The sequence below is a fragment of the Rhizobacter fulvus genome, assembly GCF_964020785.1.
The window spans coordinates 900,555-915,151 of the sequence record NZ_OZ224516.1 but is presented as its reverse complement, the minus strand read 5'-3'; the positions used below and the strand labels follow the sequence as shown (position 1 = coordinate 915,151).

Here is a 14,597-nt window from a genome sequence, read left to right as displayed (position 1 = left end):
CAAATTCAGTAATCGGGCTGCGGATCGCGCGCCGACCCCGGCCGCGCCGGTGCCGTCTGGCGCAGCGCCAACCGATTCAGCACGTCCGACACCATCGTCAGCCCCGGCGCGTCGCCGTATTGCTGCTTCAGGTCGGCCAAATAGCTGGTGACGAAATCGAGCCGCTCCGCCAGGCCGACCGCCACCAGCCGGGCGATGGCCGGGTTGCTGGCCAGCAGGGCGGGGCCGTTCGCGGCGCAGCGCATCACGCTCGGCTCGGTGGCCTCGACCGTCGCGCCGTAGGGCCGCCCCAGCAGCGCCGAGATCTCGCCGATCAACGCGCCGGGCCGAGTGACGGCATTGACGACGACCGTGCCCTTGCGCACCTGCAGCGCGCCCGACACCAGCACCCACAGCGCACCCTCGGTGCCGCCTTCGCGCACCACCACGTCACCGGCGGCGAAGGCGACTTCGGGCAGGTCGGCGAAGGGGGCGAGGTGGTCGGTCACGGGTCGATCGTAAGTCAAACGAACGCCCGCTATGCTGGGCGCCCCGTTCCCTTTCTCCACCAGCTCATGCCCAGATTCCCCGTCCCCGCCGCGGCGGTCGCCGCCGGCGCCGCGCTGCTCTTCCATGCCGCAACCGTCCACGCCCAGGGCGCCAATGCCGTGGCTCCGACGCCGACCCAGGTCCGTCCCGCCGTCGAGAAGGCCTACACGCAACTGATGGCGGCGCCGGCGATCCGCCAGCTGCTCGATGCGGTCCAGGCCGACCACCCGCGCACGATCGACGACCTGAAGTTGCTGACCGAGATCGAGGCGCCGCCGTTCAAGGAGCAGAAGCGTGCCGAGGCGTTCCTGGCGCGGATGAAGGCGGTCGGCCTGACCGACGCCCGCATCGACGCCGAGGGCAACGTCGTCGGCCTGCGCAAGGGCAGCGGCGGCGGGCCGAAGCTGCTGATCTCGGCCCACCTGGACACCGTGTTCCCCAGCGGCACCGACGTGAAGGTCAAGGAGCGCGACGGCAAGTTCTACGCGCCCGGCATCTCCGACGACACCCGCGGCCTCGCCGTGCTGCTGTCGTGGCTGAAGGTGCTGAACGAGCAGAAGGTGAAGACCGTTGGCGACCTGCTGATCGTCGGCAACGTCGGCGAGGAGGAACTCGGCAACCTGCGTGGCATGAAGCACCTGTTCGCCGAGCACAGGGACATCGACGGCATGGTCGGCCTCGAGCCGTCGCCCGACGGTTCGGTGCTGGTGCTGGGCACCGCCAGCCACCGCTACGAGTTCGTGTTCAAGGGGCCGGGCGGCCACAGCTTCGGTGCGTTCGGCCAGGTGCCGAGCGCGATCCACGGCATGGGCCGCGCGATCGCGAAGATCGCCGACGTGCAGACGCCGTCGAATCCGAAGACCACGTTCACGGTCGGCACGGTCGGCGGCGGCACGTCGGTCAACACCATCGCGCCGGACGCGCGCATGGCGGTCGACATCCGCTCCAACGCGATGGCCCCGCTGCTCGAGACCGAGAAGAAGATCCTCGCCGCGGTCGACCAGGCGGTGGTCGAGGAGAACAAGCGTTGGGGCGTCGACACGCTGTCGGTCTCGAACCGCCTGATCGGCGACCGGCCGGGCGGCCGCACGCCGGTCGATTCGGTGCTGGTCGAGGCCGCCGTGCGCTCGAACACCGCGTTCGGCCACACCACGCTGCTGCGCGGCGGCAGCACCGACGCCAACGTGCCGATGTCGTTCGGCATCCCGGCGATCATCATCGGCGGCGGCGGCAAGACCGGCGGCTTCCACGCGCTGAGCGAATGGATCGACCTGACCGATGCCTGGAAGGGCGCGCAGAACTCGCTGGTGACGGTGCTCGGCCTGGTCGGCGTGCAGGGCGTCAGCGAGCCGCTGCTCGAGAACCGCCCGCCGCGCTGAGCGGGCCGGCTCAGATCAGCGCGTCGAACGGCAGCACGTCGACGAGTTCGCCGGCGGCCACGTTGCCCTGCGCGTGGTGCAGCACGACCAGGCCGTTGGCCTCGCTCATGCTGCGCAGGATGCCCGAGCCCTGCGCGCCGGTGATGCGCACCTCCCAGCCCGCGCCATCGGGCGCGCGTGTGACGATGCCGCGCTGGTACTCGGTGCGGCCCGGCTTCTTGCGCATCGGCGCGACGCTGGCGGCGCGCAGCAGCGGCATCGGCGCGGTGGCGGCCCCGCTCATCGCGAGCAGCGCGTCGCGCACCAGCGCGTAGAACGTGACCATCACCGCGACCGGGTTGCCGGGCAGGCCGAACAGGATGGCGCCGTGGCCGTCGGCGCTCTTGTCACTCGAGATCCGCCCGATCGCCATCGGCCGCCCCGGCCGCATCGCGATGCGCCAGAACAGCACGTCGCCGAGCTTGGCCATCACCATCTTCGTGTGGTCGGCTTCGCCGACGCTGACGCCGCCGGAGGTGATCACCGCATCGGCATCGCGCGCCGCGGCGCGGAAGGTGGCTTCGAGCGCCTCGGGCTCGTCGCGCACGACGCCGAGGTCGATCAGGTCGACGCCGAGCCGCGCCAGCATGCCCCAGAGCGTGTATCGGTTGCTGTCGTAGACGCAGCCGGGCGGCAGCGGCTCGCCGATCGAGCGCAGCTCGTCGCCGGTCGAGAAGAACGCGACCCGCAGGCGGCGGAACACCGGCACCTCGGCCTGGCCCAGCGAGGCGAGCATGCCGAGATCGGCCGGGCGCAGCACGCGGCCCGCGACCAGCGCGGCCTCGCCCTTGGCGAGGTCCTCGCCCTTCAAGCGGCGGTTGTCGCCGGTGCGGACGACGCCGGCGGGAATCGTCACGCGGTCGCCGTCGACCTTGACGAACTCCTGCGGCACGACCGTGTCGAGCCCGGCGGGCATCACCGCGCCGGTCATGATGCGAACGCACTGGCCGGCCGCCGCGGTCGCCAGGTCGACCTGTCCGGCGAAGCCGCTGCCCGTGACCTGCAGCACCGTGTCTGCATCGGTCGCGAGTTCGACGCCGCGCAGCGCGTAGCCATCCATCGCCGAGTTGTCGTGCGCCGGCACGTCGAAGCCGGAGACGACATCGCGCGCGAGCACGCGGCCCAATGCCGAGCGCAGCGCCAGCATCTCGACTGCGCGCACCTTCGGCACCAGCCGGGCGATGAATTCCTGCGCCTGCGCGACCGGCAGCGCATTCGGGTCGTAACCGCTGACGCAGGAGGCGATCTGCTGCAGCGAAGGCGGCAACTCGGGCCGGTTGTCGATGTCAGCCATGCTGCTGCAACGCCTTCAGTTCGTCCGGCGTGTTCGCGTTCGCGAACGCGTGCGGGTCGTCGAACGGCACCTCGACGCAGCGCAGGCCGGCCGTCCACTTGTCGATCTTGCGCTGGCCGCTCTGCGTGAAGCGCACCAGGCTCTCGAGCACGTCGCTCTTCATCAGGCAGAACACCGGCTGGACCTGCAGCGCGCCGTCTTCCAGCGTCGCCGCCATCGCGATCTCGGCATCGTTCGATTCCAGCGCCTGCGCGAGCCGCGCGACCAGGTCGGTCGGGAACAGCGGCGAGTCGCACGGCACGGTGACGAGGTAGGGCGTCTCGCAACGCTCCAGCCCCGTCAGGAAGCCGGCGAGCGGACCGGCGTAGTCCGAGAGCGTGTCCGGCCACACCGGCACGCCCATCGATTCGTACGCGCCGAGGTTGCGGTTCGCGTTGATCAGGATCTCGCCGACCTGCGGCGACAGCCGCATCAGCGCGTGCATCGCCAGCGGCACGCCGTGGTGGTTCTGCAGGCCCTTGTCGACGCCGCCCATGCGGCTGCCGCGGCCGCCGGCCAGGATCAGGCCGGTGATGTCATTCTTGTCGATCATGCGCGGAAGTGTATTTCGACCGGCATGACCCTCGCGGCTCAGTTCTTCGTCGCGTTCGGGAAGAACAGCTGCTCGCCGCCGACCTTGTACGAGGCAATGCTGGCCTGGCCGTCGGACGAGACGATCCAGTCGGAGAACGCCTGCGCCAGCGCGGTTTTGGTCCGCGGATGCCGGGCGGGGTTGACGACGATCACGCCGTACTGGTTGAACAGGCGCTTGTCGCCCTCGACCAGCACCTTGAGGTTGCCGCGGTTCTTGAACGACAGCCAGGTCCCGCGGTCGGTCAGCACGTAGCCATCGGTGCTCGAGCCGATGTTCAGCGCCGGGCCCATGCCGCAGCCGCAGGCGCGGTAGTCGAACGCGCGGCCCGGCGCCTTCACGGCGGGGTTGTCGATGCCGGCCATCTTCCAGTAGCGCAGTTCGGCCGCATGCGTGCCGCTCTTGTCGGCACGCGAGACGAATGCGGCGCGGGACGCTGCCAGCTTGCCGAACGCGGCGACGATGTCCTGCCCCTTCACGCCGGCAGGATCGGCGGCCGGGCCGACGAGCACGAAGTCGTTGACCATCACGTCGCGGCGCGGCAGGCCGAAGCCCTCGGCGACGAACTTCTCCTCGGCCGCGGTGTCGTGCACGAACAGCACGTCGGCATCGCCGCGCCGCCCCATGTCGAGCGCCTGGCCGGTGCCCACCGCGACCACGCGCACGTCGATGCCGCTGGCCTTCTTGAACGCCGGCAGCAGGTGCGGGAACAGGCCCGACTGTTCGGTGCTGGTGGTCGAGGCCATCACGATGAACTTGTCCTGCGCGGCGGCGGGCAGCCCCAGCGCGGCGGTCGCACACAGCAGCGCCAGGGCGGCGCGGCGGCCGATGCGATCCATCATTCCATGTCCCACGTCAACTCTCCCTTGAGAAACAGGTCGGCGCGCTCGTCGAGGTGATCGGCGAGACGCGCCCCGAAGAACCGCGCGGTCGGCATGTCGGCGCGGATCGCGCCGCGGTCGAGGTAGACCACGCGCGTGGCCAGGCGCTTGGCCTGGCCGAGGTTGTGGGTGCTCATCACCAGCGTCATGCCGGCGGCGGCGAAGTCGGCGAGCATCGACTCGATCTCGCGCTTGGCGGACGGGTCGAGGTTGGCGGTCGGCTCGTCGAGGAACAGCACCGCCGGCCGCGTCGCCCAGGCCCGCGCGAGCGCGAGGCGTTGCTGCTGGCCGCCGGAGAGGGCGCGCGCCTGGCGCTCGCGCAACTCGAACAGGCCGGCACGGTGCAGGGCTTCGGTCGCGCGCGGCACGCGCTCGGCGGCCGGGACGTCGGCCAGCCACAGACCGAGCAGCAGGTTGTTCCAGGCCGACAAGCGCAGCATGAACGGCCGCTGGAACACCATCACCTGCGCCGCGGCATCGGGCGCAACGATGCGCACGCCGCGGTGCGCGACCAGGCCGTGCAGCGCCTGCAGCAGCGTCGTCTTGCCCGAGCCGTTGGCGCCGATCAGCGCGACGAAGTCGCCGCGCGCGATGCGCAGGTTCACGTCGTGCAGCGCAGTGACATGGCCGTAGCGCACGCCGACGCCGTCGAGGGTCAGCATCGCGTCGTCATCGGCGGCGCTCACCGCGCCAGCTCCAGGTTGCCGCCCTGCACGCGCTGCGCGAACGCGATGCCGGCGTTGATCAGGCCGACCAGCGCCAGCAGCACCAGGCCGAGCGCGAGTGCGAGCGGCAGGTCGCCCTTGCTGGTCTCGAGCGCGATCGTCGTCGTGATCACGCGGGTGACGCCGTCGATGTTGCCGCCGACGATCATCACCGCGCCGACTTCGGAGATCGCGCGCCCGAAGGCGGTCAGCCCGATCGTCGCGACCGCCCAGCGCTCGTGCAGCAACATCAGCACGGCGCACGTGAACGGCCGCGCGCCCATCGAGCGCAGCTGGTCGCCGCCGTCCCGCAGGCTGTCGTGCACGAGCTGGCGCGACAGTGCCGCGATCACCGGCAGCACCAGGATCGTCTGCGCGATCACCATGGCGCCCGGCGTGAACAGGATGCCCCAGCTGCCGAGGGGTCCGCTGCGCGACAGCAGCAGGTACACGACCAGCCCGACCACGACCGACGGCAACGCGAGCAGCGTGTTGAGCGCCGCGAGCACCGCGCGCCGCCCCGGGAAACGCGCCACCGCGAGCCATGCGCCGCCGGCGAGGCCGAAGCCCGCGGCGATCGCGCAGGCCGACAGGCTGATCGTGAGCGACAGGCCCACCGTTCGCCACAACACCGGGTCGGCCTCGACCACCAGCGCGACGGCGGTGCGGAAGCTCTCGGCAAAGGCGCTCAATCGGCATCTCTCATACTTCGCGGATTGTCCATGGCGCACACCGCGCGACGCGATATGAACCACGATGCATAAGGTCCAGCTGGCGTACACGCTCGCGCCGGAGCGCGCCGCCGACCGCACTCTTCACCACCCGCTGATCGCGATGCTCGCGGCGCTGCACGCCAGCGGCTCGATCTCGGCCGCGGCGCGCGAGCTCGGGCTGTCGTACCGCCACGTCTGGGGCGAGCTGAAGCGCTGGGAGAGCGAACTCGGCCAGCCGCTGGTGCTCTGGGTCAAGGGCCAGCGGGCAGCACTGGCGCCGTTCGGCGAGAAGCTGCTGTGGTCGGAGCGGCGGGCGCTCGCGCGGCTGGCGCCGCAGATCGAGGCGCTGCGCAGCGAGCTCGAACGCGCGTTCGCACTCGCATTCGACGACAGCGCCGGTGTCGTCACGCTGTTCGCGAGCTTCGACGAGGCGCTGCCACGCCTGCGCGACCGGGTCGGGCCGCAGTTGCACCTGGACATCGAGTTCACCGGCAGCGTGGATGCGCTTGCCGCGCTGAACGACGGGCGTTGCCTGCTCGCCGGCTTCCATGCGCTGACCGCGTCGACCCGGCGCTCGCCGACCGCGCGCACCTACCGCGGCAGCCTGAAGCCCGGCCGCCACAAGCTGATCGGCTTCGCGCGGCGGCAGCAGGGGCTGATCGTCGCGGCGGGCAACCCGTTGGCGCTGGCGTCGGTGCACGACCTCGTGCGGCCGGGGCTGCGCTTCGCGAACGGACCGCGCGGCAGCGGGACGCGCGTCGTGCTGGAGGAGCTGCTGGCGGCAGCCGGCCTGTCGCCCGGCGACGTGGTCGGGTTCGACCCCGGCGAGCGCTCGCACCTGGCCGCCGCGGAGGCGGTCGCCAGCGGCCGCGCCGATGCGGCCTTCGGCACCGTGCCCACCGCGCAGGCCAAGGGGCTGGCGTTCGTGCCGCTGGCGCAGGAGCAGTATTTCCTCGTCACGCTGGCCGCGCACCTGGCGCATCCGCACGTGCGCAGCCTGCTGGCGGCACTCCAGTCGCCCGAGTGGCGCGACGCCCTGGACGCCATTCCCGGTCACGCCGCCGAGCGCTGCGGCGAGGTGCTGGCGCTCAGGCAGGTGCTGCCGTGGTGGAACTACCGCAAGCCGAAGCGACCCCGCGCCGCGGCCTAGACGGCTGACCCCGTGGACGAAGGGGGAATCCTCCTACCAGGGCATCGGACGAAACACGCGACACTCCGCGCTGCCCGAAACCAACGGAGATGACATGAACCCGAAGATTCCTGCCCGTCGCCGCGCCGCCCGGCTCGCCGTACCTGCCACCGCGCTGATCACCGCGCTCGCCGCCTGCTCGTCGATGCCGGGCCCGTCCAGTGCGCCCGGCGCGACCGCCCCGCTGCAGGCCAAGGGCGGCAGCCAGGTCGGTGGCACGATCCTGTTCAGCCCGCAGGGCAGCGGCCTGCGCGTGGTGGCGCGCGTGACCGGCCTCAAGCCGGGCCAGGAACACGGCTTCCACATCCACGAGAAGGGCGATTGCTCCGCGCCGGACGCGATGAGCGCCGGCGGCCACTTCAACCCGACCGCGCAGCCGCACGGCCCGCAGGGCATGCCGCACCACGGCGGCGACATGCCGTCGCTGAAGGCCGACGCGATGGGCCATGCCGAGGCGACCTTTACGGTCGAAGGCGTGTCGCTGACCGATCCGACCGACGGCGTGATCGGCAAGGCGGTCGTCGTGCACGCGATGCCGGACGACTACAAGACCCAGCCGACCGGAAACTCCGGCGGCCGGATCGCCTGCGGCGTGATTGCCGCGACCGCCGCGGCGAGCTGAACCGGCTGCCGCACCGGCGTCGCTACATCGACGCGGCGAGCGGCAGGTTCAGCAGCAGGTTCTGCGGCTTGAGCCTCAGCGTGCTCTCGGCCGTCATCGCCAGACCCAGGTAGACCGGCTTGCCGGCCACGTCGGCGCGCATTTCCGCCGGGTCGGCGAAGACGAGGCGGAACAGGCTGATCAGCCGCGCGCTGCGTTCGGCGTCGACCGACCGGTCCTCGTAGAGGTCGTTCAGCAGCGCCATCGAGTCGACATCGAGGCCGACGTGCCAGCGCCAGGCCTCGTCGGCGATCTTCTGCAGCGGCGTGATCGCGACCTGCACCCCGAGCAGATGCGCGACCCAGCGCTCCAGCACGCCGGCCAGCGCCTTCAGCCCCGAGTGGGCGCGCGCCAGCGTGAAGGTGAGGCCGTGGCCGACGTCGCTGGCGACTTCGTGCGTCAGGTCCAGCACCATCTCGTGGCGCTCGCTGCGCGGCCAGTACTCGGCGGCGTTGTCGGTGGTCAGCACCTTCATCTGCAGCGTCGCCAGCGGCGCGTGGCCCTGCACCAGCAGGCGCCCCAGGTCGCCGAAGCCGGCGGTCTCGTTCAGCAGGTCGATGGTCGCGAGGTCGGCGGCAAGCAGGCGGCCCTCGGTCAGCGTGATCCGCTGCGGGCGGAACAGCATCTCGGCCGCCCGCGCCTCGAACGCGTCGCCGCTCGCATCGAGCAGGTGCCGCACGATCGCCTGCACGATCCGGTCGACGAACACCGGCGGGACCGTGACGCGGCCGCTGCGCATCAGTGCCAGATACCAGGCCTCGAGCGTGCCGGCGGCGAGCAGCGCGTCGCGGAAGGCGATGAACATCGCGTAGTTCGCGCGGGCATCGGCGTCGCGCACGGCGCCCAGCGCGGCCGGGTCGACCGGCCGCGACGGTGCCTCGACCAGCGCGTCATGCAGTGCGATCTCGGCAGCGCACGACTCCTCGACCAGCGCGAGTTCGGGCAGCGCCAGCAGCGTTCGCAGCCACGCGTCGGTCGGACGCAGCCAGCCGCGCGGCGTGGGCTCCAGGTGGGGGTGGCCGCTCGTGGGCCAGAAGTCTTGCATGGGGCGCGATTATCCGGGGCATCGCCGCCCGCATACACTCCCGGCGCGCAATCCGCGCGGCACTTTCCGAGCAACCGCCACGATGAACGTGATCGGCTTCTGCGGCTTCTCCGGCTCCGGCAAGACCACGCTGGTCGAGCAGCTGATCGCGCACCTGCGCCTGGCCGGCCAGCGCGTGTCGGTCGTCAAGCACGCGCACCACGCGTTCGACATCGACCACGAGGGCAAGGATTCGTGGCGGCACCGCCGGGCCGGCGCGTTCGAGGTGGTGATCGCCTCGGACCGGCGGCTGGCGAAGATCCGCGAGTTCGAGACACCCGCCGATCCGGGCGTGCACGACCTGATTGCCGAACTGGGGCCGTGCGACTGGGTGCTGGTCGAGGGCTTCAAGCGCGCCGCGCTGCCGAAGATCGAGATCTGGCGCGCCTCGACCGGGCAACCGGCGCAGTACCCGAACGATCCGCACATCGTCGCGATCTGCACCGACAGCGCGGCGCAATTGCCGGTGGCGTCGCCGTTGCCCGTGCTCGACCTGAACGATGCGGACGCGGTGACGGCGTTCCTGCTGGAGAGCGGCGCGCGCTTCGCCTACGCGCGCTGAGCCGCGGCGGACGCTCAGGCGATCTTCGCCATGTCGCGCACGACGGTCGGCCCGGCGCGGCGCTCGATTTCCGCCAGCAGCGGCTTGTTCCAGCCGAGCATGAACATCGCCTCGGCCGTGACGAACATCGGGCCGACCAGCAGGCCGACCAGGTCGTCGACGAACGCGGGCTTGCGCCCCTCGTACCAGTGGCCGATGAACTGGATCACCCAGCCGATCACGAAACTGCCCACGCCCCAGGCCAGCCAGCTCGCGGTGCTGCCGTCGGCCACCTGGTGGGCGGCGAGCAGCAGCGCGCCGACGCAGGTGCTGACCGCGATCCCGAGCGCGAGGTTGCCGCGGGTCAGGTACCAGGCGGTGGTCGCGGCGAAGACGATCCAGGCCGGGCTCAGCGTCAGGCCGGCGACGCCGAAGGCCGGCCGCGCCAGCAACGCGCCGATCGCGAACACGATCAGCGGCACGCCGATGAAATGACTGAGGATGTTGCGCTGGTCGCGGTGGTATTGGGCGTACCCGCTGAGCAGGTCGGTGGCAGCACGCATCAGGGGTCTCCAAAGGGCCTTTCCAATTTGTCAATGGTAGGTGAATCGCCGGCTGCATGCCACTTGACGCCCCATACCGGCGCGGCCCACGGGGTCGGGCTCCCTACAATCCGTGCATCTTCCGCAGAGGCACGCATGAGCATCAAGAGCGACAAGTGGATCCGGCGCATGGCCGAGACGACCGGGATGATCGAGCCGTTCGAGCCCGGGCAGATCCGCGCCGACGCCGAGGGCCGCAAGATCGTCAGCTACGGCACCAGCAGCTACGGGTACGACATCCGCTGCGCACCCGAATTCAAGGTGTTCACGAACATCTACAGCACCGTGGTCGACCCGAAGAACTTCGACGAGAAGAGCTTCGTCGACATCCATGCCGATGTCTGCGTGATTCCGCCCAACAGCTTCGCGCTGGCGCGCACGATGGAGTACTTCCGCATCCCGCGCAACGTGCTGACGATCTGCCTGGGCAAGAGTACCTACGCGCGCTGCGGGATCATCGTCAACGTCACGCCGTTCGAGCCCGAGTGGGAGGGCTACGTGACGCTGGAGTTCAGCAACACCACGCCGCTGCCGGCCAAGATCTACGCCGGGGAGGGCTGCGCCCAGGTGCTGTTCTTCGAGAGCGACGAGGTCTGCGAGACGAGCTACAAGGACCGCGGCGGCAAGTACCAGGGCCAGCGCGGCGTGACCCTGCCGAAGACGTGATGTGACCTTCGTCGCACGGCCGCCCGAGCGACGGCCGCGCGGCCTGTATTCCGACACCGCCGTGTCGGACTCGCGCGCTACCATCCCTTCGCCACCGCACGCGGGCAGCTCGACCCGCGGCCTGCGCACAAGGAGAAGACGATGAGAATGGACGGCCAGGAAGAGAGCTCGAATGTCGAGGACGCGCGCGGATCGGGTGGCGGAGGCGGTGGCGGCTTCCGGTTCGGCGGCGGCGGGATCGGCATCGGCACGATCGTCGTCGCGCTGATCGCCGGCTGGATCTTCGGCATCAACCCGCTGACGCTGCTGGGCATGTTCTCGGGCGGTGGCGGCCAGTCGGTGCAGATGGCGCCGCAGGCGCCGGCCGCGCGGCCGCCGGCCGGCGACCCGGAAGCCAAGTTCGTCTCGCAGGTGCTGCGCAGCACCGAAGTCGTCTGGACCGACGTGTTCCGCGAGGCCGGCAAGACCTACCAGCCGCCGAAGCTGCGTCTGTACACCGAGAGCGAGCGCACCGGGTGCGGCCAGGGCCAGGCGGCGATGGGCCCGTTCTACTGCCCGGCCGACGGCAAGGTCTACCTCGACACGAGCTTCTTCCAGGTGATGTCCAAGCGGCTGGGCGCGCCCGGCCAGTTCGCGCAGGCCTACGTGATCGCGCACGAGGTCGGCCACCACGTGCAGAACGTGCTCGGCATCAGCGACAAGGTCGATGCCGCGCGTCAGCGCGGCAGCGAGGCGCAGGCGAACGCGATGAGCGTGCGCCTCGAACTGCAGGCCGACTGCTTCGCCGGCGTCTGGGCCAAGCGCTCGCAGTCCGAACAGGGCTGGCGGCTCGAGCAAGGTGACATCGAGACGGCGCTGAACGCCGCCTCGCAGATCGGCGACGACACGCTGCAGCGCAAGTCGCGCGGCCAGGTCGTGCCGGAGAGCTTCACCCACGGCACCAGCGCGCAGCGGGTCGGCTGGTTCAAGCGCGGCTTCGAATCGGGCACGCCCGATCAGTGCAACACGTTCGAGGCGCGGCAGCTCTGACTAGCGGAGCGCGACCATCCAGTCGCAGCGCAGGCGGCGCTTGTTGTGCAGCCAGCGCCGCACGGCCACATACAGCCCGGGCAGGAACAGTACGCTGAGGCAGGCCCCTTCGGCCCAGCCTGAGTGCAGCAGGAAGGCGGTGGGGGCGCCGATCCAGCCCATCAGCCAGATGGTCAGCACGGCGTCCCACAGCGCTTTCTCGACCGGGTGACGGCGTCCCTGGCGCTGGTGCCAGAGCTTGAGTTCCTGATACTGCTGCAGCGTCATCGAAGCCTCTGCCGGATTCCCTCACCGCCGCTTCAATGTATCCCTATCGGCGCCGCAACGCACCCGCCGCGACCAGGCTCAGCCCGACCAGCGGCAGCCCCACGCCGAACGCCCAGCGGATGCCGAAGGCCTGCGCCACGTAGCCGAGCAGTGGCGGCCCGAGCAGGAACGCGACGAACGAGATCTGTGCCAGCGCCGCGACGTTGGTCGCCGGCGCACGGTCGGTGCGCTGTGCCGCGGCCGACATCGCGAGCGGGAAGATCGCGCTCGTGCCGACCCCCATCAGCGCGAAGCCCAGCAGCGCCGCCCATGCGGCTGGCGCCGCGAACACCAGCAGCGTGCCGCCCCCCAGCACACCGAGCAGCACGCGCGCGACGACCACCGGTTGATGCTTCTCGACGAAGCCGTCGGCGAAGAAGCGCGTGATCGCCTGCGCCGCCGCGCCGGTCGCCACCGCGGCGCCGGCCAGGAACGGTGGGGCGCCGAAGACGTCGCGCATGTAGATCGCCGACCAGTCCGCGCCTGCGCCTTCCAGCACCATCGCCGACAGCGCCATCGCGACCAGCAGCATCACGCCGCCCGTCGGCCGGGCGAAGCGGGCGGCCGGCGCGCCGCTGGTGGCGGCGCGGTGCGGGGCCGCGTCGAAGCGGCCGAGCAAGAGCGCCAGCCCGGCGACCTCGAGCGGGACGACGAGCGCCAGGTGCCACTGTGGCGAGACCCCCACCTGCGACAGCGCCGCGCCGAGCAGGCCGGCGACGAAGAAGCCGACGCTCCAGAAGGCATGCGCCCGGTTCATGAAGCGCCGGCCGGTCTGGTGCTCGACCCGGTCGGCCTCGAGGTTGACGACGACCTCGATCGCGCCGATGCACAGCCCGGCGGGCACGAGCAGCAGGAAGAAGGCCGTCGGGGTCCGGGCGTGGGCCGCGATGGCATAGAACACCGGCAGCAGGGCGCTCAGGCCGAGCAGCGCGCGCCGGTGGCCGAGGCGTTCGAGCCACGGGCCGGCGAAGGTCAGCGACACCATCGTGCCGCAGGCGGTGCCGATCAACGCCAGCCCGAACGCGCCTTCCGCGACCCCGAGGCCGCGCTGGATCTCCGGCAGGCGCGGGAAGATGCCGCCGATCGCGAATGCGTAGAGGAAGAAGGCGGCGTAGACCCGCCACGCCAGCGGCAGCGGCAGTCCCGATCGGCGCAACGGTGTCGGCAAGTTCAGGTCGGAGAGGTCAGCCCGGGGCGGTGCCCGGCAGCAGGATGCGGCGGTCGACGTTGCGGATGTCGGTGTGGCCGCAGAAGGCCATCGTCACGTCGAGTTCCTTGGCGATGATCTCGAGCGCCTTGGTCACGCCGGCCTCGCCCATCGCGCCCAGACCGTAGAGGAACGAGCGGCCGATCAGCGTGCCCTGCGCACCGAGCGCGACGGCCTTCAGCACGTCCTGCCCCGAGCGGATGCCGCCGTCCATCCAGACCTCGATCCCGTTGCCGACCGCCGCCTTGATCGCCGGCAGCGCCTCGATCGACGACGGCGCGCCGTCGAGCTGGCGGCCGCCGTGGTTGGAGACCACCATCGCGTCGGCGCCGCTCGCGACGGCCAGGCGCGCGTCTTCCTCGTCCATGATGCCCTTCAGGATCAGCTTGCCGCCCCAGCGCTTCTTGATCCACTCGACGTCGTTCCAGTCGAGCTTGGGGTCGAACTGCTCGCGCGTCCAGGTGCTGAGCGAGCTCATGTCGCTGACGCCCTTGGCGTGGCCGATCAGGTTGCCGAAGCCGTGGCGCTTCGTCCCCGCCATGCCCAGGCACCAGCGCGGCTTGGTCATCAGGTTCAGGATGTTCGCGAGCGTCGGCTTCGGCGGCGCGGTCAGGCCGTTCTTCAGGTCCTTGTGACGCTGGCCGAGCACCTGCAGGTCGAGCGTCAGCATCAGCGCGCTGACGTTGGCGGCTTTCGCGCGGTCCATCAGCCGGTCCATGAAGTCGCGGTCGCGCATCCAGTAGAGCTGGAACCAGAACGGCGCGCGCGTGGCCTGGGCGATGTCCTCGATCGAGCAGATGCTCATCGTGCTGAGGGTGAACGGGATGCCGAACTTCTTCGCGGCGATCGCGCCCAGCATCTCGCCGTCGGCGTGCTGCATGCCGGTCAGGCCGGTCGGTGCGATCGCGACCGGCATCGCCGTGTCGACCCCGGCCATCGTGGTGCGGATCGAGCGGCCTTCCATGTTCACCGCGACGCGCTGGCGCAGCTTGATCTTCTGGAAGTCGCTCTCGTTGGCGCGGTAGGTGCTCTCGGTCCACGAGCCCGAATCGGCGTAGTCGTAGAACATGCGCGGCACGCGCTTCTCGGCCAGCACGCGCAGGTCTTCGATGTTGGTGATCACGGGCATGGTCGTTTGTCTCC

Annotated in this window: 17 protein-coding genes; 6 read left to right on the top strand and 11 right to left on the bottom strand. The window is 70.8% G+C overall.

From position 1 onward, the window contains the following. Nucleotides 1-5: 5 nt before the first annotated feature. Entirely contained in the window at nucleotides 6-488 is a 483-nt protein-coding gene (locus ACWH49_RS04510) for a Crp/Fnr family transcriptional regulator (RefSeq protein ID WP_448170370.1), read from the bottom strand. Between the two features lie 66 nt (nucleotides 489-554). Here ACWH49_RS04510 and ACWH49_RS04505 point away from each other — a divergent pair, with 66 nt between their 5' ends. Then, the gene (locus ACWH49_RS04505) at nucleotides 555-1,907 is read left to right on the top strand and encodes a M20/M25/M40 family metallo-hydrolase (protein WP_448170369.1); all 1,353 of its coding nucleotides are present in this window, start codon (nucleotides 555-557) and stop codon (nucleotides 1,905-1,907) included. A gap of 10 nt (nucleotides 1,908-1,917) precedes the next feature. Here ACWH49_RS04505 and moeA read toward each other — a convergent pair whose 3' ends face one another. The 5 genes from moeA to ACWH49_RS04480 are packed head-to-tail and all read right to left on the bottom strand — an operon-like array spanning nucleotide 1,918 to nucleotide 6,148. Then, nucleotides 1,918-3,240, bottom strand: a complete 1,323-nt coding sequence (gene moeA / locus ACWH49_RS04500; protein ID WP_448170368.1) for a molybdopterin molybdotransferase MoeA — start codon at nucleotides 3,238-3,240, stop codon at nucleotides 1,918-1,920. Continuing rightward, entirely contained in the window at nucleotides 3,233-3,832 is a 600-nt protein-coding gene (mobA, locus tag ACWH49_RS04495) for a molybdenum cofactor guanylyltransferase MobA (RefSeq protein WP_448170367.1), read from the bottom strand. The genes moeA and mobA overlap by 8 nt, the downstream gene beginning before the upstream one ends. A gap of 38 nt (nucleotides 3,833-3,870) precedes the next feature. Further along, nucleotides 3,871-4,710: a substrate-binding domain-containing protein gene (locus ACWH49_RS04490; RefSeq protein WP_448174304.1), complete on the bottom strand. Its 840-nt coding sequence runs from the start codon at nucleotides 4,708-4,710 to the stop codon at nucleotides 3,871-3,873. After that, nucleotides 4,710-5,438, bottom strand: a complete 729-nt coding sequence (locus tag ACWH49_RS04485; protein ID WP_448170366.1) for an energy-coupling factor ABC transporter ATP-binding protein — start codon at nucleotides 5,436-5,438, stop codon at nucleotides 4,710-4,712. The genes ACWH49_RS04490 and ACWH49_RS04485 overlap by 1 nt, the downstream gene beginning before the upstream one ends. Further along, nucleotides 5,435-6,148 (bottom strand): ABC transporter permease, encoded by a 714-nt coding sequence (locus ACWH49_RS04480; RefSeq protein WP_448170365.1) that lies wholly within the window; start codon nucleotides 6,146-6,148, stop codon nucleotides 5,435-5,437. The genes ACWH49_RS04485 and ACWH49_RS04480 overlap by 4 nt, the downstream gene beginning before the upstream one ends. A gap of 64 nt (nucleotides 6,149-6,212) precedes the next feature. Here ACWH49_RS04480 and ACWH49_RS04475 point away from each other — a divergent pair, with 64 nt between their 5' ends. Beyond that, a complete protein-coding gene (locus ACWH49_RS04475; protein WP_448170364.1) occupies nucleotides 6,213-7,319 on the top strand; it encodes a substrate-binding domain-containing protein in 1,107 nt (368 codons plus the stop codon). 94 nt (nucleotides 7,320-7,413) lie between these two features. Further along, nucleotides 7,414-7,980 (top strand): superoxide dismutase family protein, encoded by a 567-nt coding sequence (locus ACWH49_RS04470; protein WP_448170363.1) that lies wholly within the window; start codon nucleotides 7,414-7,416, stop codon nucleotides 7,978-7,980. 22 nt (nucleotides 7,981-8,002) lie between these two features. Here the strand turns inward: ACWH49_RS04470 and ACWH49_RS04465 are convergent, their stop codons facing one another. Then, entirely contained in the window at nucleotides 8,003-9,064 is a 1,062-nt protein-coding gene (locus tag ACWH49_RS04465; RefSeq protein WP_448170362.1) for a DUF6352 family protein, read from the bottom strand. An 82-nt stretch (nucleotides 9,065-9,146) separates the two neighbouring features. On the opposite strand from ACWH49_RS04465, the gene mobB reads away from it, so the two are divergent. Continuing rightward, nucleotides 9,147-9,665, top strand: a complete 519-nt coding sequence (gene mobB / locus ACWH49_RS04460; RefSeq protein WP_448170361.1) for a molybdopterin-guanine dinucleotide biosynthesis protein B — start codon at nucleotides 9,147-9,149, stop codon at nucleotides 9,663-9,665. 14 nt (nucleotides 9,666-9,679) lie between these two features. On the opposite strand, the gene ACWH49_RS04455 is transcribed toward mobB, so the two are convergent. After that, entirely contained in the window at nucleotides 9,680-10,207 is a 528-nt protein-coding gene (locus tag ACWH49_RS04455) for an Mpo1 family 2-hydroxy fatty acid dioxygenase (RefSeq protein ID WP_448170360.1), read from the bottom strand. 135 nt (nucleotides 10,208-10,342) lie between these two features. Here ACWH49_RS04455 and dcd point away from each other — a divergent pair, with 135 nt between their 5' ends. Both dcd and ypfJ read left to right on the top strand, forming a co-directional pair. Continuing rightward, on the top strand, nucleotides 10,343-10,912 hold the full coding sequence (gene dcd / locus ACWH49_RS04450; protein WP_056464825.1) for a dCTP deaminase: 570 nt from the start codon (nucleotides 10,343-10,345) through the stop codon (nucleotides 10,910-10,912). A 141-nt stretch (nucleotides 10,913-11,053) separates the two neighbouring features. Further along, a complete protein-coding gene (gene ypfJ, locus ACWH49_RS04445) occupies nucleotides 11,054-11,941 on the top strand; it encodes a KPN_02809 family neutral zinc metallopeptidase (RefSeq protein WP_448170359.1) in 888 nt (295 codons plus the stop codon). Here ypfJ and ACWH49_RS04440 read toward each other — a convergent pair whose 3' ends face one another. Genes ACWH49_RS04440 through ACWH49_RS04430 form a run of 3 tightly spaced genes read right to left on the bottom strand, consistent with a single transcriptional unit; the run spans nucleotide 11,942 to nucleotide 14,583 of the window. Then, entirely contained in the window at nucleotides 11,942-12,208 is a 267-nt protein-coding gene (locus tag ACWH49_RS04440) for a hypothetical protein (RefSeq protein ID WP_448170358.1), read from the bottom strand. Between the two features lie 43 nt (nucleotides 12,209-12,251). Then, entirely contained in the window at nucleotides 12,252-13,415 is a 1,164-nt protein-coding gene (locus tag ACWH49_RS04435; protein WP_448170357.1) for an MFS transporter, read from the bottom strand. 16 nt (nucleotides 13,416-13,431) lie between these two features. Beyond that, nucleotides 13,432-14,583 (bottom strand): alpha-hydroxy acid oxidase, encoded by a 1,152-nt coding sequence (locus tag ACWH49_RS04430; protein WP_448170356.1) that lies wholly within the window; start codon nucleotides 14,581-14,583, stop codon nucleotides 13,432-13,434. Nucleotides 14,584-14,597 lie beyond the last annotated feature (14 nt).

What these genes read in the sequence shown, in the direction of transcription:
- dcd (WP_056464825.1), top strand. Translation starts at nt 10,343, where the DNA reads ATGAGCATCAAGAGCGACAAGTGGATCCGGCGCATGGCCGAGACGACC.
- ACWH49_RS04455 (WP_448170360.1), bottom strand. Translation starts at nt 10,207, where the DNA reads ATGCGTGCTGCCACCGACCTGCTCAGCGGGTACGCCCAATACCACCGC.
- ACWH49_RS04475 (WP_448170364.1), top strand. Translation starts at nt 6,213, where the DNA reads ATGCATAAGGTCCAGCTGGCGTACACGCTCGCGCCGGAGCGCGCCGCC.
- ACWH49_RS04490 (WP_448174304.1), bottom strand. Translation starts at nt 4,710, where the DNA reads ATGGATCGCATCGGCCGCCGCGCCGCCCTGGCGCTGCTGTGTGCGACC.
- mobB (WP_448170361.1), top strand. Translation starts at nt 9,147, where the DNA reads ATGAACGTGATCGGCTTCTGCGGCTTCTCCGGCTCCGGCAAGACCACG.
- ACWH49_RS04440 (WP_448170358.1), bottom strand. Translation starts at nt 12,208, where the DNA reads ATGACGCTGCAGCAGTATCAGGAACTCAAGCTCTGGCACCAGCGCCAG.
- ypfJ (WP_448170359.1), top strand. Translation starts at nt 11,054, where the DNA reads ATGAGAATGGACGGCCAGGAAGAGAGCTCGAATGTCGAGGACGCGCGC.
- ACWH49_RS04470 (WP_448170363.1), top strand. Translation starts at nt 7,414, where the DNA reads ATGAACCCGAAGATTCCTGCCCGTCGCCGCGCCGCCCGGCTCGCCGTA.
- moeA (WP_448170368.1), bottom strand. Translation starts at nt 3,240, where the DNA reads ATGGCTGACATCGACAACCGGCCCGAGTTGCCGCCTTCGCTGCAGCAG.
- mobA (WP_448170367.1), bottom strand. Translation starts at nt 3,832, where the DNA reads ATGATCGACAAGAATGACATCACCGGCCTGATCCTGGCCGGCGGCCGC.
- ACWH49_RS04505 (WP_448170369.1), top strand. Translation starts at nt 555, where the DNA reads ATGCCCAGATTCCCCGTCCCCGCCGCGGCGGTCGCCGCCGGCGCCGCG.
- ACWH49_RS04465 (WP_448170362.1), bottom strand. Translation starts at nt 9,064, where the DNA reads ATGCAAGACTTCTGGCCCACGAGCGGCCACCCCCACCTGGAGCCCACG.
- ACWH49_RS04430 (WP_448170356.1), bottom strand. Translation starts at nt 14,583, where the DNA reads ATGCCCGTGATCACCAACATCGAAGACCTGCGCGTGCTGGCCGAGAAG.